Raw genomic sequence first — 21,301 nt, forward strand, 5'->3', positions numbered from 1 at the left:
AAATAAAAAACACCTTCAAGTTTGAAAACGGATCGTTGTGATCCGAAATAAAATATGGAGGTGTTTTTTCTATGGGGACAAGAGTGAGTTTCCCCCTCTGATCAGAGCTTTTTTCTTTAGTTCAAAAATTCGAGTATGAGTTTGTTCACCACTTCTGGTTTTTCATGATTGATCCAATGAGAAGCATCATCGACAAAAATTAGTTGTCCATTTGGGCAAATCTTCATCGTTTCCTTCGCCAGCTTTCTGCTTAAAAACTTGTCCTCCATCCCCCAGATCATGCGAACAGGTACTAAAATGCGCTTTGATATCGGCTTTTCAAATCCGCCCTTTTTGATGGCGCGGTACCAATTCAGCATTGAGGTCATGGCACCTGGCTGCGTCCAAGCCAGCTTATAGCTTGATACATCTTCCTTCGTGAACAAATGGGGTCTTGCAGTCAGCCCAATGGCTTCATCCAGCTTTTGAAAGTGATTTTCCTGAAGAGCTGCCTCTGGCACATTCGGAAGCTGAAAGAATGCGATATAGGAGCTCTTCTTCCACTGCGGGGGATAAAATGGAAGAACCTTCATCATCACCCGCGGATGCGGCATGTTGACAATGATTAGTTTCTCTACATATTGAGAACGTGTGGATGCCAAATGCCAAGCAACTGCTCCGCCCCAATCATGACCACCCACAATCGCCTTTTGATTCGGACTAAGCGTCTTAATCAGCCCTACGATATCATCTCTCAGTTGATCTAATACATAGGATTCGATTCCTTCTGGCTTATCACTTAGATGGTAGCCCCTTTGATCAGGAACGACGACACGATAACCTGCCTCGGCTAGGGGCATAATTTGATTCTTCCAGCCGTACCAGAACTCAGGAAATCCATGTAGCAGTATAAGCAGCGGGCCATCCTCAGGTCCAGCCATTGCTGTGTGAAGTGTTACACCATTTGTTTGGATTGATTGAAATTCAATTTGCTCCATCCCTTTGCCACCTTTCTCCTTGTTCTTTATTCTTCCAACATAGCATATTTCCCATTTTTCAGAAAATAAAAGCACTCCCAAAAAAACCTTCACGAAGGTGAAGGTCCAGATTGTTGACAAAGGGCTAAAATGATCTTGATTTTAGCCTTTTGTCTTCTTTTCAGCGTGATAGAAAACCTTTGCAGCCCTAGAAAGGACGAGTACTGGCGCGGAGCGAATTTGTCATTCGTGAGCACCAGCACGCAGGACTGACACCGAATGCGAGGGTTTGTCTACACGCTGAACCTTCAAGAAGGTGAAGGTCTTGGTTTATTTCATATAATTCAGCACCCAGATCAACCCATTTTTGCGGTCCTGTACTTGCCCGTGAAGTGCGCCAAAGAACGTATCCTGTAATTCGACCAGTACATCTCCATCAGCTTCTAGCGCTTCATATACAGCCTTTAGTTCTTCTTCATTGTCAAACTGCATAATCAATCTGAGATTCTCGGGCTTTGGTGTGCGGTCAAACGTATCTGAAAAGTGAAGCAGCGATTCTCCAAGGTGCAGTTCTGCATGCAGCACACGGTCTTGATGTTCATTTAAAATATGAATATCACCGCCAAAAATCCCTTGATAATATTGAAGAGATTCCTTCACATCGTCTACCACAATATAAGGACTAACACTAATCATACCCCTCATCCTCCTCTTGTTCCGTCCATCTTCTCTTTTATAGCTTATCCCAAATCGTATGAAAAAAGGCACAAATCGTCAACGGATTTGCACCTTTTTCTCATGAAGATTTCGCTAATTCACTATGTTTGTTTGAATACGCTGCGTACATGACGACACCGATTAACAGCCAAACACCAAAGTAAAGCCACGTCCGGCCTGGTAAGTTGAACATAAGGAACAAGCAGCAGCCCATTGAAATAATCGGCAAGACCGGCACAAATGGAACCCGGAATCCCCTCTCAAGCTGCTGATGTGTCTTTCTCAAAATGAGGACAGATAAACTCACCATTGCAAACGTCAATAAAGCACCGATATTCGCTAAATTGGACAAGTCCTTTAAATCAATAAACCCTGAAATAACAGCTGTCATGCCGCCAATCATCCATATGCTTGCAACAGGCGTATCGCTTTTGTTTGTTTTCGAAAACACTTTCGGCAAAAGACCATCTCGTCCCATCGCATAGGCAATTCGAGTTGCTGCATAATTATTGGCGAAAATCACAGCCATCAATCCAATGACCGCACCGACAGAAATAATACCGGCTACACTATTTTGATGTACACTTTGCAAGACATAGGACATCGCCTCTGTGACATTCAGTTTTGTATAGTGCACCATACCTGTCATAATCAAACAAACGACAATGTAAATGATCGTGCAAATGAGTAATGAGCCAATAATGCCAATTGGCAGGTTCCGCTGCGGATTTTTCACCTCTTCTGCAGAAGCAGAAATCGCATCAAATCCTAAGAAGGCAAAAAACACAGCAGCAGCACCAGCAATGACGCCTTCTGCACCAAACGGCATGAACGGCTGCCAATTGGATGGCTGTACATAAAACCCGCCTACTACAATGAAAAGAACAATAATACCGAGTTTCACAAACACCATGATATTATTGAATTTTTTACTTTCCTTCGTTCCTCTAGATAAGATCCACGCAATCAGTAAGGCAATGATAATGGCTGGCAGATTCATATATCCGCCTTGTTCAGGTCCCGCTAAAAATTGATGGGGAATCGAAATTCCAAACCCCTCAAGCAAGCTGTTGAAATAGCTCGACCAGCCACTGGCGACAGCTGAAGCAGTCAGCATATAAACGGACAATAACGTCCATCCCATTAGATGCCCGACAAGCTCACCCATCGTTGTATATGAATAAATGTACGCACTGCCGAATACAGGCAGTGCTGAAGCCATTTCTGCATAGCAAAGTGCTGCCAAACTGCACACAATCGCTGCGATGGCAAAGGAAAAAATGACAGCCGGCCCTGCATCCTTAGCCGCTGTAATTCCGGTTAACACCATGACCCCCGTGCCGATCACTGCCCCTATACCAAGGAGCGTGAGATCGAGCCCGCCTAGCGTTTTCTTTACCTTTTGCTGCCTGCTCTGTTCTAACAAATCGTGAATGTGTTTCTTACGTAGAATATGTCGCAAACCCTTTCCCTCCAAAACGTTAGAAAAACAAAAAATCATTCAAATTTCATTATAGCAGAATAGGTACTACGCATTCACAACCAATTCACGTAAATCTTTCTTCATGATTTTACCAAGCTTGTTTTTTGGCAGCTCCTGTGTGAAATGAATGGAGGGCACTTTGTAATCTGCCAAACGTTCCTGGCAATAGTTCACCACATCTTCTTCGCAAAAATCGACAGAATCGTCTTTTACGATATACGCACTTGGCACTTCACCATATAATTCGTCTGGCACCCCAATGACAGCTGATTCAATCACACCTGGAATTTGATCAATGACCTCTTCTACTTGGTCAGGGTAGATATTATCCCCACCGTACAGAATCACATCTTTGTATCTCCCTGTGATGAAAAGAAAACCGTCTTCATCTAGATAGCCTGCATCTCCCATATGGAACCAGCCATCTTTCAGCACCTTCTCTGTAGCGTCAGGCTGATGATAGTAGCCTAGAAAATAGAATGGGCTTCTCATAACGACTTCGCCAATTTCTCCAGCTGGCAATGTCTCCTCTGTCTCAGGGTGCATGATTTTCACTTCTACATCCGGATCCACTTTACCTGCAGAGCCCATTTTATCCTCGCCCATCGCTGGATGCCACGCACTCACAACCCATGCTTCGGTACTTCCATAGCCATGCATCATCTGAATGCCTACTTCTTTGTAATCTTTAATTAAGCGTACCGGTACCTTCGTACCGCCAGAAATCGCAATTTCAAAAGATGAGAGATCGTACGAACCGCGTTTCATTTCTTCTAGCATGTACGTGTAAGCTGATGGGAAAGCCATCATGAACGTAATTCTTTCTTTCTCAATCGTTTCTAAAATGCGCTTCGGTGTTGCATCATGTAAGAAGACAAGCGTATATCCTTCAATCGCAGCTGCGATCAGGTGATTAATCGAACTCATATGATACAGAGGGTGACTCGCCAAGTACCGTTTTCCTTTCAGATCGAATCCTCGATTCCCATGTCTTGTTAAAAATTGATAGATTCGTCCATGTCCGACCATACAGCCCTTTGGATTTCCCGTTGTCCCAGAGGTGAATAAAATCATCGCTAGATCCTCTTCTGATACCTCTTCAGCAAGGTTACTTCCATCATTTGAAGCCAACATGTCTTCAAACAGCTGTGTTGTATTCGCATTGGCACCGGATTCCACCATCAGACAATCTTCTAAAGACACATTCACTGCCGCAATGATGTCACGGAATTCACGGTCAAAAAATAAAGCCTTTGGCTCTGCTTTTTTCAAAATACCTTCCAGCTCAAAAGAAGTAAGCTGCCAGCTAAGCGGAACTGCGACTGCACCTGCTTTAATGGCTGCCAGCATAATTGTTGAAAAGTGATGATGGTTTTGACAAATAAAGCAAACACGGTCCCCTTTTCGAATCCCCTTTTGATGTAAATAATGAGCGAGCTGGTCAATACGCTTTGCATATTCTTCAAATGTATAAGACACACCCCCGCCAGTTACCGCTTCAATTTGTGAAGAGCGTTCCATTCTGTCGTTAAGTAATGCCTGTAATGTATTCAATATCTTCATCTCCAAACGTTTGATTTACAATAGCCAATTTCCAGTGAATGGGTTGGCAGATTTTATCTCATTCACATTCTAAAATAAAACCAGCTGAAAGTAAAATCATTTCAATTTGGAATTGTTCTTTATATTAATTGATAATATAGGTAATTTTATAGCCGTCTTCCATTTTGGTTTAAATGATGATAACTATTATGATAAGATAGACCTAGTAATTGATCGGAAAATGCGAATGCAATAGGAAAAGAGGTATGGAGAATGCAACATTTCGAGCTAGAGGCAAGTTTATTAGACCATGCGCTGACAAAGTATTTAAAGGCGACGAAACAAATAGATGAAGAGAACATTCCGAAAAACGTCACGAATGTGAAAGGGTTTATTTTACGCATCATTTATCGTCATCAATCATGTACTGTGAAAAATATTCTGCAGGAAGTTTCATTATCTCCCTCTGCAACAACAACCGCTCTCAATCACTTAGAAGATGAAGGGATGATTATCCGCTCTCGAAATAATAATGACCGCCGCACTGTATGGATTGAACTCTCTGAATCAGGTGAACAAATTGCAAAACAAATGATCGACAACCGCCAGCTGCTTGTCAATCAGCTGTTCAACCACCTTTCAGAAGAAGATAAAAAAACATTTTTTGAATTAATCGAAAAAATGATGGACGAGCCATTAAAGGCTTAGGAACATTCCTAAGCCTTTGTCCTCTTTTCAACCTTTGCAGTCTAGGAAGGACGAGTACCGGAGCGGAGCGAATTTAGATTCGTGAGCACCAGAACGCAGACCTGACACCGAATGCGAGGGTTTGTCTACACGCTGAGGCTTAGGAGAATTCCTAAGCCTTCTTTTTTATGGCTTTAAGATGACCTTTATACAATCATCCTTCTTATCATTAAATATGTGATATGCATGAGCGGCATCATCTAACGGCAATTGGTGTGTGATGATCGCTTTAGGATCAATTTCACCGGTTGTCACTTTTTGATAGAGCTTTGACATGTAGCCTCTCGCCGGGGCCTGCCCCATTTTCAGGGTGACGTTTCTTGCGAAAAAGGCACCTAATGGGAACATATTATATAGGCCTCCGTACACACCCGTCATCTGCACCGTTCCACATTTACGGACGGCTTTTGTGGCAATTTGAATCGGTCCGATCGTTCCACCTTGTAGCTTAAGTTTCTGCTCAATTTTTTCAAGCGGCGACTTCTTCCCGTCCATACCCACACAATCGATCACAACATCGGCTCCACCTTTGGTCAGCTCCTTTAACGTTTCTCCCATGTCGGGATCTTCTGTAAAATCAAATACTTCTACGCCGCTCATCCGTTTTGCATGTCGCAGACGGTAATCAATGTAATCGACCGCAATCACACGGTCTGCCCCTTTTTGCCATGCAAATTGCTGTGCCATTAACCCAACAGGTCCACAGCCTAACACAATGACCGTATCACCTTTTTTCACACCGGCGTGCTCCACGCTCCAATAAGCAGTTGGAAGAACATCCGATAAGAACAGCAATTGTTCATCCTCCAGCTCACAATCATCTGGGATCTTAAACGGAGTGTAGTTCCCAAAAGGCACGCGTAAATATTCTGCCTGTCCTCCAGGGTAGTTCCCATATTTCTCACTATATCCAAGAAGTCCACCCGAATCATAGTGCGGGTTTGAGTTGTCGCATTGGCTTTCTAAGTGGTGATGACAATATTGGCATTGACCACATGCAACGGTAAATGGAATAACGACACGGTCTCCCTTTTTTACTGCCGTGACATCCGGGCCAACTTCCTCCACAATCCCCATTGGCTCATGCCCAATCACATAGCCGATTGGAAGCGGGAAATTCCCCTGATACAAATGTAAATCAGATCCACAAATTGCTGTTGATGTGATTCGGATGATCACATCTTCCCGATCTTGAATAGATGGCGCATCTACTTTCTTCACTGCAATGCTATTTTTCCCCTGATAAGTAACAGCTCTCACATGCATTTCCTCCTTTAGCGAAAATCATCTGTACATAGCTTCACCTTGAATGGATGGTTCATGCATCAGATCAGGATTATTAAAAAACAAAAAAGCCCGTCGATCGGTTCGACAGGCACTTATACAATCATGTGTAACGCGTTACCTATTTATCCTTTTTCGATAAAGACCAAATCATATTGAGAGGAAGTCTCTCGATCAATCATCAAGTTCCCTTCTTGAATAAAATAAGGACATATACTCGGGCTTTGTGATTCTTCAAACTGCTCATACAACTGCTCAATCTTTCCAGGAAGCAGCAATAGCAAAAATTTATTAGAATGGGACACGAGTTCAGAAGAGTGAATTGTATCCGGCGGTATATAGGCAAAGTCACCCGGCATCAGGCATATATCTTCTCCGTTCAATTGCAGATTCATTTTTCCCTCAACGCAATAGAGTGCTTCTGTATGTACTTGATGATAATGCGGAGGAAAATACTTTCCCTTCGCGCCTTCAATCACAAAATGACTGAACCCGCCTCCAGTTGTTTCTGTTGTTGCGATCAGCTCATGAAGCTGACCATCAATAATGTATTGCTTCCCTTCACCAGCCTCTAATACGTAGGGCTGCACCGCCTGAGGGAGCTGACTATGAAATAAAACGGAGGGCTTAGTTGTATTTGACAGCTGCCGGATACCATGCATCAATAAGATATCGCTTTCTTTTTCAGCTTGTTCAAAGCTGTCTGCATCGAAAGCATGATCGGTCATCGGCCATTCGTTCCGCTGAAGCCTTTTCCCAATTTGCTGATAGACATCTGTCATTTGTCCGCCCAACGTATATGAAATAAATCTTGTTTTGTGACTATGCATTCTGTAGCCATGGATCGTTTTGGGTGGGATATGAATATAATCGAAGGCTGTGACCATATATTTTTTACCGTCCAAGATCACTTCAAGCTTTCCTTCCAGCACAAAAATGGTTTCAAATAAGTGCTCATGACAGTGAAGTGGAAAATAAGCTCCTTTCCCACCTGTGATTAAGACAAGCTCAAACAGCTGATTCGTTTGATTTACTTCTGCCAGCACATGAACAAGCTGATTTTCCAGCCCATACAGCTTCCCTGAACCAGACACGGTATAAAAAGAGGTTCCTTCGGATTGCTTGATCGATTGCGGTTGCTCCGACATCCCATCACTCCTCATGACTAATTGACTATCTTTATTATATAGACCAATTGATATAATAGATAGACAATATGCGAGAGATTTTACTCTTCTCGCATAAATAAGTGTCTAAGGTAACATTTCACATGTTCTAACGGGGTCGTTTGTTTGAGTGCGGTGGTCATCGATAGACCCCCAATCACCATTGAATGAAGGAGAGAAGCCAGCTCATCCGCTTTGTTTTCTTCATATCCGCTGTTCATGAGCTTTTCTTTCACAAGCTTTTGCCAGCGGATCATTTCTTGCTTACATGCAGTATGAAGCTGCGTATGTTCTGGCTTGGATTCTGCCGCCAGCAAGACAATCGGAATGCCTCTTTCATTTTCTTGCTCCGTAAATCCCCGGATGATGTTTGTCATAAAGCGGTCGATGGCGATATAAGGATCATCCGAATAGGCAAAGCTTTCTTCAATTCGATTGATGACCTTTTGACTAATATATTCAACGGCTGCTATGGCTAGCTCTTCTTTTCCGTTTGGAAAATAATAATAAAGAGATCCTTTAGGCGTGCCGCTCTCTCTAATGATTTGATTCAATCCTGTCGCATGATACCCCTGTTTGCGTAAAAGAAGTGCGGCCGTTTGAATAATTCTATCCTTCGTACTCACGTGTGACACTCCTTTCCCTCCATAGACAAATGTCGTTTCAACGTATGAGTTGATTTGTTCCTTTCCAAATCGAGGATGTCTCCATCCCTGCTGCAAGCCGAAGCAGCCAATCCTCTTTCCCCTTAGGTGCTGTGACCTGTACCCCTAAAGGCATGCCCGCCTTAGTGAGATGAACAGGAACGCTCATAGAAGGCTGACCCGTTAAGTTGGCAAGCTGTGTAAATGGTGTGTAGGTCAGACTCTTTAAGAACATGTCATAAATGAGATCCTGCTGCGCTTGCATTGAGAGAGATGACACTCGTAAAAGTTCTGTGATTTCTTCTTTCGAATGCATCAACTCACCAACCTTAGGAGCTGAATAGGCAGTCGCTGGTGTCACAAAGAGATCATAGGTTTGATGAAATGACGCCATTTGTGCAGCCGCCATATCCCATGCATCAAGACTTTCTGTGTAAGCAGCAGCGGTTACATTCTTGCCAGCCTCTGCCAACACCCATGCCACGATGTCTGTTTCCTCCGGATTGACTGGACGTCCTAATGAACGATTCAAGGACGTGAATAGCGCAGACATTTCTCCGCTGTTCATGACGTAGTATTGCTGCATCAGATGAATTCCATCGATTGCAGGCCTTGCTTCTTCTACTTGGTGACCTTGATCACTCAGCCATTTCACTGTTTGCTGCACCGCCTGCTTCGCTTCCTCACTGACCTTCGTACCAACTGGAGATTCTACACTGTAAGCAATTCGCATAGAAGATGTACGTTTCACTAGATCTTCTTGATAGCTGCCGTCGTATAATGGCGTTTGGAAAGCCGCTTCAGGCTGAATGACTTGAAGTAGATCAAGAAGGGCTGCACTGTCCCGCACTGTTTTTGTAAGTGTAAAGTCAATGGATGCCCCTTGCCACTGCCTTCCTGCGCCTGGTCCTACCGGTGTTCTTCCTCTTGTTGGTTTGAGACCGAACAAACCTGTAAAGGATGCTGGAATCCGAATGGACCCTCCACCATCACTTGCTCCACCAGCAGGTACGATGCCGCTCGCAACAGCTGCTGCCGTCCCGCCGCTTGAACCTCCAGGAGAATAGTCAGGATGCCAAGGGTTCCTCGTTGGACCATGTAAAGCAGGTTCTGTTACATTTCTTAATCCGAATTCTGGTGTGTTTGTATGTCCCATCATGAGAAATCCAGCCTGCTTCAATCGCTGGACAAAGTGGGAGTCCGTTTTTGCCTTTACATCCTTTAATAATGCAGCTCCTGCTGTCAGCGGTTCATTTTCCAGCCCTTGCGATATATTTTTCAGTACAAATGGAACGCCCGCAAACGGCTGATTCGTATGTAATGTCTTGATTTCTTTTAATACTTGATCTTGTCTTGTCTGAATCAACGCATTTAGTTCAGGATTGACCTCATTCAATCTAGCAAATGCAGCTTGTACAAGCTCGTCTGGCGTTACCTGCTTATTCCGTACAAGTGCCGCCAAGCCAATCGCATCATACGTCATATACTCTTTTACGTTCATCAGCATATCCTACTTTCTCTTATTATGTTCTCTCTATTGTCTACTAGATTTGTATGAATTTCAATTTCAGGTTACTTGTAAAAAAAACTTTCTGACAAACAATATGATTCTTCTAACCATCCTTCTCATTTCTCCGATATAATAGAGAAAAAAAGACGGAGGTCATCGTATGCAAGGGGCTATCGCCTTGAAAAAGAAAATGTTCGTAGTCATCGCGTTTCTTCTTGCGTTGACAACTGCCTTGCCTTACCATTCGCAGGCAGCTGCACCGCCAAAAGAAACAGATGTCATCATCGTCTATAAAAACCAAAAAGGAAAGCAAACAGCGATTGAAGAAAGTGAAAAAGTGAACGCACAGTACATACATCTTCCCGCTGTCGCTGTGACAGCAGATGAACAAGCGGTCACGTCACTCAAAAAAGACCCTAACATCGCGTATGTCTCAAAAAACATAAAGGTCAAACTCGCTTCTTCTACGATGAAAAAAACCGCTGCCTCTACGAATCAGGATGCATTGGTTCAAAAATCTTACAACCTGCAAAAGCTGAATGTAAAGCAAGCGATAAAAGAAGGCGTCACGGGGAAAAATGTGAAGGTAGCCGTTTTGGATACTGGTATTTCTCCCCATGAGGATTTAAAGATATCCGGCGGTAAATCATTCGTGAACTACACTTCCTCCTATAAAGATGATGAAGGACACGGCACACATGTCGCAGGAACGATTGGTGCCCTCAATAACGATTACGGCACAGTCGGCGTCGCTTCTGGCGCGAAGCTGTATGCTGTGAAAGTGTTAGATAAAAAGGGAGAAGGCGACTTGTACAGTCTGCTTCGAGGAATCGATTGGGCCATTAGCAACAAGATGGATATTATGAATTTAAGTCTAGGTTTTGAAGACAATATCCCTATTTTGCGTTCAGCAGTGGATGAAGCATACAAAAGAGGACTGCTTGTGGTCGCTGCAAGCGGGAATGATGGGAAGAAGAATCATATCAGCTATCCTGCCGCCTACAATAGCGTCATTGCCGTTTCTGCAACGACGGACAAAGACAAACTCGCTTCTATCTCAAATACAGGGAAAGGTATTGAATTTTCTGCCCCTGGTCAGAACGTCATCAGCACTTATTTAAAAAATGAATATTGGTATGCAACAGGTACATCACAAGCCGCACCGCATGTCACAGGCATGCTGGCACTGTTGAAGCAGCTTCATCCGAAGAAAACAAATGTTCAGCTTCGCACCTTATTGCGCAGCTATACAGTGGATCTTGGCGCAAAAGGAAAGGATCCACAATTCGGCTATGGCCGCGTGCAATATATAGCACAATCAAGCTTTTTGAAGGCTGCGACTAGCGCTGTCAAAACAGCCGAAACTTCTAAAAAGCAGGCAGATGTCAATCAAGCCAAAACGAGAATTGGCCGACTCACTGCAAGTAAGCAAAAAACAGCACTCACTGAACGGGTGAAAAAGGTACAAGGAACCATTGATATCCGCTTGGCACGTGCAAAGGTTCAAACAGCCGAAAAAAGCAAAACACAAGGCGCCATTAAAAGCGCACAAGCGGCCATCAAAAAGTTAAACAAAGGCAAAGAAAAAACAAGCCTGCAAAACCGGCTCGACAAAGTCAAAAAACAGGTCGCCTATCAAAAGAAAGTGACAGACGCCAAACAAAAGGTCAAAAAAGCGGAAACCAAACGAACTAAGAAAACAAAAGCAGCGGCGCAATCCGCTGTCAAACAGCTAAAAGCTTCTAAAACGAAAACCAGTTTACAAAAACGATTAAACCGTATCAAGGTGTAACAGAAAAAACGATTCCTCGCTGAAAGGAATCGTTTTTTTCTATTTTAACAGCGGTGCAAACAAGCTGTGATGATATTTTCCATCAACATCTGCCCTCACTTGATCAAGTATGTTTTCTAACGAAGCCATCACACTCTCTAATGCTCGGTGCACTGAACCTTGTTCAAAATCCACTAAACTCTCTGGCAACTCATCTTCATCCAATACAAAAAAATCACCATTCGGAAGAACGAGAAGATCAACAATGAGGTCTTCAAACATGACCAACTGGCCGTTGAACGATGTATTCCCCACAATATTAAAATAAGAACCTAGTTCCTTCCCTTGATCATCTCTCCAGAAATACACATTGTAAGGACGATCCTTCCAATAATAAGCGGTCGTATAGCTCCCTTTTGGAATCGTCAGAGCACCATCACCTGCCCTCATCGTAAACGTGTCTTCAATCTTGTGAAACAGCACAGCCTGCTGTCCCTGTGCGTCTAACAGCTGACAAGTATGTTCCACAATCTTCTGATCGTATTTGATTTTTCTCTCGATTACTTCATCCCACCGATCCGCATGTAGCGAAAACACCATGTCACAACTCCCTCTTGCATCTAGATTCTCTCTTTCCAGTATACACCGATTTTTTTTGAAAAAATAAAGGGTTGCTACATTCACATATGGAAGACCTATTGATGAGGTGAAATAAATGAACGGAATCACGATTCTTGAAAACCTTACACAGCTTGGACAAATCATCCTCATTTTTTGCGGCTATGCCCTTTATTGGCGGCTGGTGAAAACGAAGAGAGAACGAAGGCTATCTCCTTATGAGCGCATGTTAAAATTCTTTGTTATGTTCGGTTTAATCTCGTGGGGGATATCATATTGGGCGCTTATACTGTGGGCGTAAATAAAAAAAGAAGAGCTGTCCATCGAGGACGTGCTCTTCCTTTTATTATGCGTGATGTGATGAACCAGCTGGTTGTTCTTTCTGGATGACATATTGATAGCTTTTAACATGCGTCCCATTTTGATTCACAAATTCTTTATCTAGTGCACGCTCAAAGCCCATTCTTTCATAAAGACGAATGGCAGCCTGCATTTTATCAGAGGTATGAAGGTACAGAACATTTTCGCCCCATGATTGCGTGAGCTCAATACTTTTACGTAACAATGACTCTGCAATTCCTTTTCCTCTGACATCGGGATCTACTCCTAAAAACCGGACGATGGCTGATGTAATGCCCATTTCGGGTTTGTCATACGCTTGCGCTGATGACCGGAACATTTGAAGCGTCCCTACGACCTGACCTTCAAGCTCCGCCACAAGCATCAGCTCCATGTTTGGATTATCTACAGCTGCTGCAAGCGCAGCAGAATAATTTTGCCAGCCTTCCTCTGTAAATTGAGGCTCATACTGTGAATAGGATTTGATTAGTACGTGTCTAATGGCCTCATGATCTTCTTTGACTGCTTGACGAATGATCAGCTCTTGCTGCTCCATGTCAGCACCTCCTGTTGTTTAATTGCCAGATATACGTATCATGCAAATACTGCATGTCGATGACCTTGTTCTTTTCTCTACTCATTCAATGTAAAGAGTCTCCTTCGAAAGATCAATTATTTTGCACGAAATCCTCTTTGAAAATTTCCATTGAAAAGGGACGCTCGATTCATTATGCTGTTTTGAGGAAGTATACGAGGAGTGTAATGTCATATGAGTTCTTTATCTTATCCCCAAGAATCGAAAAAAAACCGATTTCTCCTTGCTGCATTGCTTGGTTCTTTAACCGCCCTTGCACCGCTTGCAATGGATATGTATTTACCTGCATTGCCTCATATTGCGCGAGATTTTGAAGCAAGCACTGCTTTGTCCCAATTAAGTCTGATGGCTTGTCTGATTGGACTCGCGCTTGGACAACTGATTGCAGGTCCTATTAGTGATACGATCGGCAGAAGAAAACCGCTGATGATCGGCTTAATTATTTTTATCGCCGCCTCTCTTTTATGCACGGTGGTCTCGTCAATTTGGATGTTCATCCTCTTAAGATTGATTCAAGGACTCGCTGGTTCAGCAGGCATTGTCATTGCACGAGCCATTGTGCGAGATCATTATGAAGGCTCAGAAATGACGAAATTCTTTGCACTGCTCATGTTGGTCAACGGGGTTGCTCCGGCAGCGGCACCTATTGTGGGCGGACAGATGTTACGCTTCACCACATGGCAGGGTGTATTTGTTCTATTAGGCATCCTCGGGGCCTTGATGCTGCTGAGATCTATTTTTTCACTTCAAGAAAGTTTACCTACGGAGCGCAGACAGACAGGAGGCTTTCAACAGATTGTAAGTGCCATGAAAATTTTAGCGAGTGATCGTCTCTTTGTTGGGTATGCCCTCTCGCAAGGTCTTGTATTCGCAGCGATGTTTGCTTATATTTCTGGCTCACCGTTTGTGCTTCAGGAGCTTTTTCACCTTTCTCCACAAGGATTCAGTGCTGCCTTTGCAGTGAATAGTCTTGGGATCATCACAGCTGGACAAGTATTTGCCCGCGTCGCTGCTAAAATCGGCGAAGAGAAGGTTCTTCGCATTGGATTGCTGACAGCTGCCTTAGGCGGCATCACCTTATTTTTGATGATCTCCATTGATGCTGGATTATACGGCATTCTCATTCCGCTCTTTTTTGTGGTCTCAAGCGTTGGAATTGTCGGCACCTCTGCCCCGTCTCTTGCGATGCAGCATCACGGCGCACATGCAGGAAGTGCGGCTGCCCTGATCGGTGTGGCACAAATGCTGCTAGGCGCCTGCATGACACCTCTTGTCGGACTAGCCGGAAGCCAAACAGCCTTTCCAATGGGCCTGATCATTATGCTTTGTGAACTAGGTGCACTTTGCTGTTATTTCTTCTTTGTAGCCAGAGCAAAAAAACCCGCATAAGCGGGTTTTTCAGATTGTTGACAAAGGGCTAAAATGATCTTGATTTTAGCCCTTTGTCTTCTTTTCAGCGTGATAGAAAACCTTTGAAGTCTAGGAAGGACGAGTACTGGCGCGAAGCGAATTTGACATTCGTGAGCACCAGCACGCAGGACTGACACCGAATGCGAGGGTTTGTCTACACGCTGAACCCGCATAAGCGGGTTTTTCATTTATGGCTTGCTCCAATTGATAGTGCGGAACACATTGTTCTGGTCATTGTTGTGATATGCATCTAGGTCAAAGCCCGATAGTCCAAAACCAATTGCCATGATCATTCCTCCGGCAACGGTGAAGATGATCCCCCATTTGATGCATTGCTTTTTTAAATCATTCACATTCATATTCTCACGACCTTCTTTTTAAACATTCCCATGAATGCCTTAGTGGTTTGAACAGTCATTTGAACAAATAGCTTTGTCAAATACACCGTGGCCATGCCGCATAATAATCCGACACCTAATAGAAGAATACCAACGCCAATTTGCGTCACCACCACATGCAAACCGTCCTGAAAGACAAATGGAGAACCAATGATGCTCCAAAAACCGCCGAGCAGACCAACTAGCGTCACTGTACCTGTCACGAGCGGAATGCACCAAATCACCATATACACAGAAAGAATCAGTAGGAAGACTGTTGCTAGAATACTGCCCCATAATGGAAAGCCTAAAATGAGGATGGAGAGCCTTGTGGCTTTTTCTCCAAACGTCGGCACCTGAACGGTTTTAATTCCTTGTTCCTTCAAAATCCCTTCAGCGATGATAGCAGGCTGCCCGACTTGATCGACCGCTTCCTGTTCACTGTATCCATCTTCTTGATAATCCTCGATCATTTCATCGTAATACTCGATGAACCGGTCACTTTCTTTTTCGCCTAGACGATGCAGGTGCTTCTCTAAGCTGGCTAAAAATTCTTTTTTATTCATTGCCCTGTCCTCCAGAAATAAAGTCGTAAATCGCCATCACTTGATCCCATTCCGCTAAAAACTGCGCCATATGCTCACGGCCGCTTTGTGTCATCCGGTAGTATTTTCTTAATCGACTATTATGTTCCTGGGAATAGGTCTCCACATAATTGTTTTGCTCTAATCGCTTTAATATCGGATATAATGTCGATTCTGAAATCTCAATACAATGGGACATATCTTTAATCATTTGATAACCATAGGAATCGCCTTTCTTTAATACCGCCAGTACACAGAATTCCAGTAAACCTTTTTTTAATTGTGCATTCATGATTACAACTCCTAACCATTTATACTATACATTACATAGTATCATGTGACAAGAGGTATAAATATAAAAAAAAGACCCTTTTGGGGTCCTTTCGTTTTTATATATTCACAAATCCTTCTCCGAACACATCACGCACGTCATGGACAACAACGAATGCGTCTCGATCAATTTTCTTAATGATTTTCTTTAGACGCATAAGCTCTTGTTTTTGAATGACTGCATAGAGAATTTCCTTCGATTCCTTTGAATAATGACCGCGTCCGTTTAAAATCGTCACGCCTCGATCCAAGGTGTGATTGATTTCTTCGGCAATATCATCTTTGCATGAAGAAATGATCGTCACTGCCTTTTTCGTGTTAAGCCCTTCTATCACGAAGTCCATCACCTTTGTCGCCACGTACAGCATCACAATCGTGAACATTAATTTTTCCGCACCAATAATAAAGTAGGAAGCAAATACGACGATCAGATCAAAGAACAAGATGGCATAGCTCACGTTCCAGTCTAAATACTTGTTGGCAATTCTTCCGAGTATGGCAGAACCCGCCGTTGTACCGCCTGCTCTTAGCACAAGACCAATCCCAATTCCGATAATGATTCCTGCGAAAATGGCCCCAATGATCAATTCGTGAACATTCACGACCCATGTTGTGGTCAGGTGTAAAAATAGGGAGTTACTTGCGACGGCAACCACAGTATAAATCGTCGTCTTCTTGTCCAAATATTTATACCCCACAAGCAGCAGAATGGCATTAAACACTAGGTTCGTCAGCCATGGTGCAATTTCAAACAAATAATAGAAAATGATGGACAGCCCCGTTACACCGCCTTCACCAAATTTAAGCGGAATGACAAACATGTTCACTGCGGCGGCAAATAAAAAAGAACCAATTAGAATCATTGCGATATCTTTTACACATTTTTTCAATTTCTTCTTTCCTCCTTTTTTAAGCATATAAAAAACCCTCTTTCTGCACGAAAGAAGACAGTCGTTGAACAAAAAAAATCAAAAGACAGCGCCTTTTGACGAAGCTTTCTGAAATGAACCTTTCCATAATATATATCTCTTTTTAGAGGCTGTCAATGACTTGGTTTTCTATTATTTTGACTGCATGTTTATGCATGGAAACCCGCATGTTTTCAGGGTTTTTCCGCGGTCACATGCTTTTTCCTCTCCTTGACAAAAACACTTTAGTCATTTAAACTACTGCCTCATATCATATCCATCATTTCCGACTAAAAAGGAGGGTGTTCAATTCGATGAATCCTATTCAAAGCCGTTTACAGGCTCACGCACCTTTAATTTTAGACGGTGCACTTGCAACAGAGCTTGAACGAAAGGGCTGCAATTTAAACGACAGTTTATGGTCAGCCAAAATACTGATTGAACAGCCAGAATTGATTCAGCAAGTACACTTGGATTACTTCCAAGCCGGAGCTGACTGTGCCACAACAGCGAGCTACCAAACAACGATTGATGGCTTCGCTGAAAAAGGCTATTCAAAAGAAGAAGCCATTGAACTAATGAAACGATCTGTCACTTTAGCAAAAGAGGCACGCGATCTTTTTTGGCAGGATGAAGCGCGTCGTAAAGGGCGGACAAAACCATTTGTCGCAGGATCTGTGGGGCCATTCGGCGCTTATTTATCTGATGGTTCAGAATATAAAGGAAATTACGGACTCACAGAGCAGACACTCATTGATTTTCATAGACCAAGGATTCAGGCATTAGTAGAAGCTGGTGCAGATATTCTTGCGTGTGAAACGATCCCTTGTCTCATTGAAGCAACGGCCATTGCAAAGCTGCTGCAAGATGAATTCAGTGGTGTATCTGCTTGGATTACATTCAGCGCGAAGGACGACCTTCATATTAGTGAAGGAGATTTGCTCAGAGAATGTGTACAAGCACTGGAACCTTATGAACAGATCGCTGCTGTTGGTGTAAACTGTACGCCGCCGCAATTTATCTCGTCTCTCATTCAAGAGATGAAAAAGGGGACGAGCAAGCCGATTGTCGTGTATCCAAACTCAGGGGAATTATATGATCCTGAAGAAAAGGTATGGAGCGGAGATACGCCTCAGCATACATTTGGTGAATGTGCGCATCAATGGTATCAAGACGGCGCGCATATTATCGGCGGCTGCTGCAGGACAACCCCAGAAGATATCACGGACATCTTAAAACTTACCACAGCATAGCATCATGAATCATCACACATACTTCTAAGCAAAAGGGCGGGAAGACATGGAACAAGCAAAAGATCAGTCACAACAATATCAACGAAAAATGACGAGCCGCCACCTGTTCATGCTTTCTCTAGGCGGCGTCATTGGAACAGGGCTCTTTTTAAGCTCTGGGTATACCATCAATCAAGCAGGACCCGCAGGAACGATCCTTGCCTATCTTGTCGGGGCATTAATTGTGTACCTCGTGATGCTCTGTTTAGGTGAGCTGTCTGTGGCAATGCCGGTTACAGGGGCCTTTCATACGTATGCAACAAAATATATTGGACCCGGCACAGGCTACACAGTCGCTTGGCTCTACTGGCTGACATGGACAGTCGCGCTCGGATCGGAATTTACAGCGGCAGGGCTTTTAATGCAGCGCTGGTTCCCGGACACATCGGTTTGGATGTGGAGCGGTGTCTTTGCTCTTCTTATCTTTTTACTCAATGCTTTTACAGTGAAGTTTTTTGCAGAATCAGAGTTTTGGTTTTCCAGCATTAAAGTAATGGCTATTATTCTCTTTATTATTCTTGGCGGAGCTGCGATGTTTGGCTTGATTCCGTTAAAAGGCGGTGAGGCCGCTCCGTTCCTTTCTAACTTCACCGGGGAAGGCGGTCTTTTCCCAAACGGCTTTTTACCGATTTTAATGACGATGCTTGCCGTCAATTTCGCTTTTTCAGGTACGGAGTTAATTGGGATTGCTGCGGGTGAAAGCGTCAATCCTGACGAGACCATTCCAAGAGCGATTCGCACAACCGTACTGCGTCTTGTCTTGTTTTTCGTTGGAACGATCGTGGTCTTAGCCGGCTTGATCCCAGTGGAAGAAGCTGGGGTGATCAAAAGTCCATTTGTTGTGGTGTTTGATCGCATCGGGATTCCATATGCCGCAGATTTCATGAATTTTGTCATTTTGACAGCGATCTTATCTGCCGCAAACTCTGGACTATACGCGTCATCCCGTATGCTCTGGTCACTTTCTGAGGAACGGACACTGCCTAAGAAACTGGCGAAGCTGACATCTAAAGGAATTCCTTTGAACGCACTGATTTTAAGTATGATCGGTGGGATTCTTTCTTTGTTCTCAAGTGTCATCGCACCAGAAACGGTATACCTTGTCCTTGTTTCGATCTCTGGACTGGCCGTTGTGATCGTGTGGATGGGGATTGCTGCCTCACAATTTATGTTTCGGAAACGTTTTTTACAGGAAGGCGGACAGCTCCATGATCTTTCCTTTCGAACCCCGCTCTATCCAGTGGTTCCGATTGCTGCCTTCTTCCTGTGTCTTGCCTCTGTGATTGGCATTGCCTTTGATCCAAATCAGCGGATTGCCCTTATCTGCGGCATTCCTTTCATCGCGCTCTGCTATGCTGCCTATTATGTGACAGCTTGGATTCAGAAAAAACGTGAAGAACCTGGTGTATAACGCCAGGTTTTTTTCTATCGTAAACAATTTGACAAAAAAGGATATCGCTAGTAAAAGAAGCGCACTTTGGTATATGATAGGAATCTATGATTTTCAGGATGAATCAAGGGAGTTGTCACTAATATGGAAATGACCATTACAAGAGCATTAAGTGAACTGAAAATGTTAGATAAGAGAATCAACCGAACCGTTGATGAAGCCGTACTTGGTGGATTGATGATCGGGAAATATATACAGCACGGGTTTCAACATCAAGAAGACATCGAAAAGAAGGCGAAGGCTGATGACCAATCGATTCAAGCATTAATCAAGCGCCGGAATGCCATCAAATCAGCCATCGTTGTGTCGAATGCGACGACAACGATTGATGTTGCGGGTGTCAGCATGACGGTGGCAGAAGCGATTGAACGGAAGACGTCGATAGAATACGATATTCGTTATTTACGGAAATTGAAAAAGGTGTACACAGAGCTAGTAGACAAAGCAGAACAAACCAATGAAGATGTGAAGAAGAGGCTCGACCAGCATTTAGAAACCTTGTTTGGAAAAGACGGAAAAACACAAGCGGCTGCCAACCAAGAGATCGTCAAGTCGTTCCTCGCTGAAAATGAGGCGACGATCATCGATCCGCTTCGTCTTCGAGTGAAGATTGAAAAGCTTTCGACCGAGATTGAGGATTTTCAAATGGAAGTTGATTTTTCCTTGTCAGAAAGCAATACACTAACGAAAATACAGATCGATTAATCAATTTTGTTAGTGAGCCGAAAATCGATAGAACTAAACACCTCCGAGGGAAAGGTCATTCCCTCCTCATCTGATCATCTCTGGATGATCCTTGATAAAAGCTCAACGCTGAACGTTCAAGGATCAACGTTCAAGTGTAAAAGTTCTTATCCATCAAAGCTCAGAATTAAAAGGTCAACGCTCGATCGAATCTGGGAGTCACGGCTCATGAGTGTTTGTTTATCGACTCTTTCGGTTGCCGCCCAGCAGGTTTGCTAACAAAAAGAAAAGGATGTCACATGAAGACATCCTTTTTTCTATGAAAAAAAACGACAAGGCTTTCGCCAAGTCGCTTCTTCCAGCAGATTAGTAACGGGATGTATATGCCAAATGGTACACACTTGTGACATTTGAAGATAGCTTGATGTCGTTTGAAGTGAACGTCACTGGAACGATATCGTAGTAATGTGTAGACCAGCCTGCATTATTGTATGTTTGGTAGCCTGCACCTGCAGGAACTTGAAACGTCAGTGAAAATTGTCCATTTACGTCTGTTGTGCCTGTCGCTGTTTGAGCATATGATTTAATTGCTGCTTCAAAATAAAGCTGAATCGGCTGATTAGGCATGAGATTTCCACTTGTATCTTTTAGTGTTCCTTTAAACGTAGCTGGATAATAAGAACCCACGCGATATTTACTGCCATAGCCGTAATTCACTAATCCACTATCGGCTGCGGTGACACTTGTTACTTGAACGGAAGCTGGTACTGCCCCTGTTTCCTCTGCATGTGCAAAGGTTGGGAATACGAGAAGCAATGATAGAAAGAAAGCAAACATGATTTTTTTCATCGATAAATCCTCCTTTTTTTTCCTGCTATATTACTATCGACATTA

General features: G+C 43.5%; 22 protein-coding genes. 7 read left to right on the forward strand and 15 right to left on the reverse strand.

Translation table 11 applies throughout. The annotated features are described in order from the left end of the window. Nucleotides 1-116: 116 nt before the first annotated feature. The 4 genes from QRN39_RS01060 to QRN39_RS01075 form a co-directional block, all read right to left on the reverse strand. Nucleotides 117-977 carry an alpha/beta fold hydrolase gene (locus QRN39_RS01060; RefSeq protein WP_106029660.1) on the reverse strand — a complete coding sequence of 287 codons (861 nt, stop codon included), beginning with the start codon at nt 975-977 and terminating at the stop codon, nt 117-119. Nucleotides 978-1,286: 309 nt separating this feature from the next. Then, on the reverse strand, nt 1,287-1,652 hold the full coding sequence (locus QRN39_RS01065) for a VOC family protein (protein ID WP_003217104.1): 366 nt from the start codon (nt 1,650-1,652) through the stop codon (nt 1,287-1,289). A 100-nt stretch (nt 1,653-1,752) separates the two neighbouring features. Beyond that, the gene (locus tag QRN39_RS01070; RefSeq protein WP_137055199.1) at nt 1,753-3,135 is read right to left on the reverse strand and encodes an amino acid permease; all 1,383 of its coding nucleotides are present in this window, start codon (nt 3,133-3,135) and stop codon (nt 1,753-1,755) included. Between the two features lie 66 nt (nt 3,136-3,201). Next, a complete protein-coding gene (locus tag QRN39_RS01075; RefSeq protein WP_106032908.1) occupies nt 3,202-4,710 on the reverse strand; it encodes a class I adenylate-forming enzyme family protein in 1,509 nt (502 codons plus the stop codon). 261 nt (nt 4,711-4,971) lie between these two features. On the opposite strand from QRN39_RS01075, the gene QRN39_RS01080 reads away from it, so the two are divergent. Beyond that, nucleotides 4,972-5,406, forward strand: a complete 435-nt coding sequence (locus QRN39_RS01080; RefSeq protein WP_050943332.1) for a MarR family winged helix-turn-helix transcriptional regulator — start codon at nt 4,972-4,974, stop codon at nt 5,404-5,406. Between the two features lie 165 nt (nt 5,407-5,571). On the opposite strand, the gene QRN39_RS01085 is transcribed toward QRN39_RS01080, so the two are convergent. The 4 genes from QRN39_RS01085 to QRN39_RS01100 form a co-directional block, all read right to left on the reverse strand. Then, nucleotides 5,572-6,705 carry a zinc-dependent alcohol dehydrogenase gene (locus tag QRN39_RS01085; protein WP_284905799.1) on the reverse strand — a complete coding sequence of 378 codons (1,134 nt, stop codon included), beginning with the start codon at nt 6,703-6,705 and terminating at the stop codon, nt 5,572-5,574. A gap of 149 nt (nt 6,706-6,854) precedes the next feature. Then, on the reverse strand, nt 6,855-7,877 hold the full coding sequence (locus tag QRN39_RS01090; RefSeq protein ID WP_284905801.1) for a quercetin 2,3-dioxygenase: 1,023 nt from the start codon (nt 7,875-7,877) through the stop codon (nt 6,855-6,857). Between the two features lie 80 nt (nt 7,878-7,957). Further along, nucleotides 7,958-8,521, reverse strand: coding sequence for a TetR/AcrR family transcriptional regulator (locus QRN39_RS01095; protein WP_003217172.1), 564 nt, complete (start codon nt 8,519-8,521; stop codon nt 7,958-7,960). A gap of 37 nt (nt 8,522-8,558) precedes the next feature. After that, complete coding sequence (locus QRN39_RS01100; protein WP_284905965.1) at nt 8,559-10,040, reverse strand: amidase; 1,482 nt, start codon at nt 10,038-10,040, stop codon at nt 8,559-8,561. Nucleotides 10,041-10,227: 187 nt separating this feature from the next. Here QRN39_RS01100 and QRN39_RS01105 point away from each other — a divergent pair, with 187 nt between their 5' ends. Beyond that, entirely contained in the window at nt 10,228-11,841 is a 1,614-nt protein-coding gene (locus tag QRN39_RS01105) for a S8 family peptidase (protein WP_284905805.1), read from the forward strand. A gap of 39 nt (nt 11,842-11,880) precedes the next feature. Here the strand turns inward: QRN39_RS01105 and QRN39_RS01110 are convergent, their stop codons facing one another. Further along, nucleotides 11,881-12,420 carry a ribonuclease FAU-1 family protein gene (locus QRN39_RS01110; protein ID WP_284905807.1) on the reverse strand — a complete coding sequence of 180 codons (540 nt, stop codon included), beginning with the start codon at nt 12,418-12,420 and terminating at the stop codon, nt 11,881-11,883. Nucleotides 12,421-12,535: 115 nt separating this feature from the next. On the opposite strand from QRN39_RS01110, the gene QRN39_RS01115 reads away from it, so the two are divergent. Continuing rightward, complete coding sequence (locus tag QRN39_RS01115; RefSeq protein ID WP_226804604.1) at nt 12,536-12,739, forward strand: hypothetical protein; 204 nt, start codon at nt 12,536-12,538, stop codon at nt 12,737-12,739. A 45-nt stretch (nt 12,740-12,784) separates the two neighbouring features. Here QRN39_RS01115 and QRN39_RS01120 read toward each other — a convergent pair whose 3' ends face one another. After that, on the reverse strand, nt 12,785-13,333 hold the full coding sequence (locus QRN39_RS01120; RefSeq protein ID WP_003217027.1) for a GNAT family N-acetyltransferase: 549 nt from the start codon (nt 13,331-13,333) through the stop codon (nt 12,785-12,787). Between the two features lie 213 nt (nt 13,334-13,546). On the opposite strand from QRN39_RS01120, the gene QRN39_RS01125 reads away from it, so the two are divergent. Further along, the gene (locus QRN39_RS01125; protein ID WP_050943343.1) at nt 13,547-14,761 is read left to right on the forward strand and encodes a multidrug effflux MFS transporter; all 1,215 of its coding nucleotides are present in this window, start codon (nt 13,547-13,549) and stop codon (nt 14,759-14,761) included. A gap of 209 nt (nt 14,762-14,970) precedes the next feature. Here the strand turns inward: QRN39_RS01125 and QRN39_RS01130 are convergent, their stop codons facing one another. The 4 genes from QRN39_RS01130 to QRN39_RS01145 all read right to left on the reverse strand — a co-directional run bounded on the left by QRN39_RS01130 (nt 14,971) and on the right by QRN39_RS01145 (nt 16,963). Beyond that, nucleotides 14,971-15,141 (reverse strand): hypothetical protein, encoded by a 171-nt coding sequence (locus tag QRN39_RS01130; protein ID WP_170966021.1) that lies wholly within the window; start codon nt 15,139-15,141, stop codon nt 14,971-14,973. Further along, a complete protein-coding gene (locus QRN39_RS01135) occupies nt 15,138-15,725 on the reverse strand; it encodes a DUF1700 domain-containing protein (RefSeq protein WP_284905811.1) in 588 nt (195 codons plus the stop codon). The genes QRN39_RS01130 and QRN39_RS01135 overlap by 4 nt, the downstream gene beginning before the upstream one ends. Continuing rightward, nucleotides 15,718-16,035: a PadR family transcriptional regulator gene (locus QRN39_RS01140; RefSeq protein ID WP_012008800.1), complete on the reverse strand. Its 318-nt coding sequence runs from the start codon at nt 16,033-16,035 to the stop codon at nt 15,718-15,720. Before QRN39_RS01140 ends, QRN39_RS01135 begins: the two co-directional genes overlap by 8 nt. A 97-nt stretch (nt 16,036-16,132) precedes the next feature. Then, the gene (locus tag QRN39_RS01145; protein ID WP_284905813.1) at nt 16,133-16,963 is read right to left on the reverse strand and encodes a YitT family protein; all 831 of its coding nucleotides are present in this window, start codon (nt 16,961-16,963) and stop codon (nt 16,133-16,135) included. A gap of 332 nt (nt 16,964-17,295) precedes the next feature. On the opposite strand from QRN39_RS01145, the gene mmuM reads away from it, so the two are divergent. From mmuM to QRN39_RS01160, 3 genes are all read left to right on the forward strand, one after another. Next, nucleotides 17,296-18,234 carry a homocysteine S-methyltransferase gene (mmuM, locus tag QRN39_RS01150; protein ID WP_284905816.1) on the forward strand — a complete coding sequence of 313 codons (939 nt, stop codon included), beginning with the start codon at nt 17,296-17,298 and terminating at the stop codon, nt 18,232-18,234. Between the two features lie 46 nt (nt 18,235-18,280). Further along, the gene (gene mmuP, locus QRN39_RS01155) at nt 18,281-19,684 is read left to right on the forward strand and encodes an S-methylmethionine permease (protein ID WP_050943350.1); all 1,404 of its coding nucleotides are present in this window, start codon (nt 18,281-18,283) and stop codon (nt 19,682-19,684) included. 123 nt (nt 19,685-19,807) lie between these two features. Beyond that, nucleotides 19,808-20,428 carry a hypothetical protein gene (locus QRN39_RS01160; RefSeq protein ID WP_106032901.1) on the forward strand — a complete coding sequence of 207 codons (621 nt, stop codon included), beginning with the start codon at nt 19,808-19,810 and terminating at the stop codon, nt 20,426-20,428. 345 nt (nt 20,429-20,773) lie between these two features. Here the strand turns inward: QRN39_RS01160 and QRN39_RS01165 are convergent, their stop codons facing one another. Continuing rightward, on the reverse strand, nt 20,774-21,256 hold the full coding sequence (locus QRN39_RS01165) for a hypothetical protein (protein WP_003217020.1): 483 nt from the start codon (nt 21,254-21,256) through the stop codon (nt 20,774-20,776). Nucleotides 21,257-21,301: the final 45 nt, after the last annotated feature.

The sequence above is a fragment of the Bacillus sp. lyk4-R2A-2 genome, from assembly GCF_030209735.1.
GTDB classification, from domain to species: domain Bacteria; phylum Bacillota; class Bacilli; order Bacillales; family Bacillaceae; genus Bacillus; species Bacillus pumilus.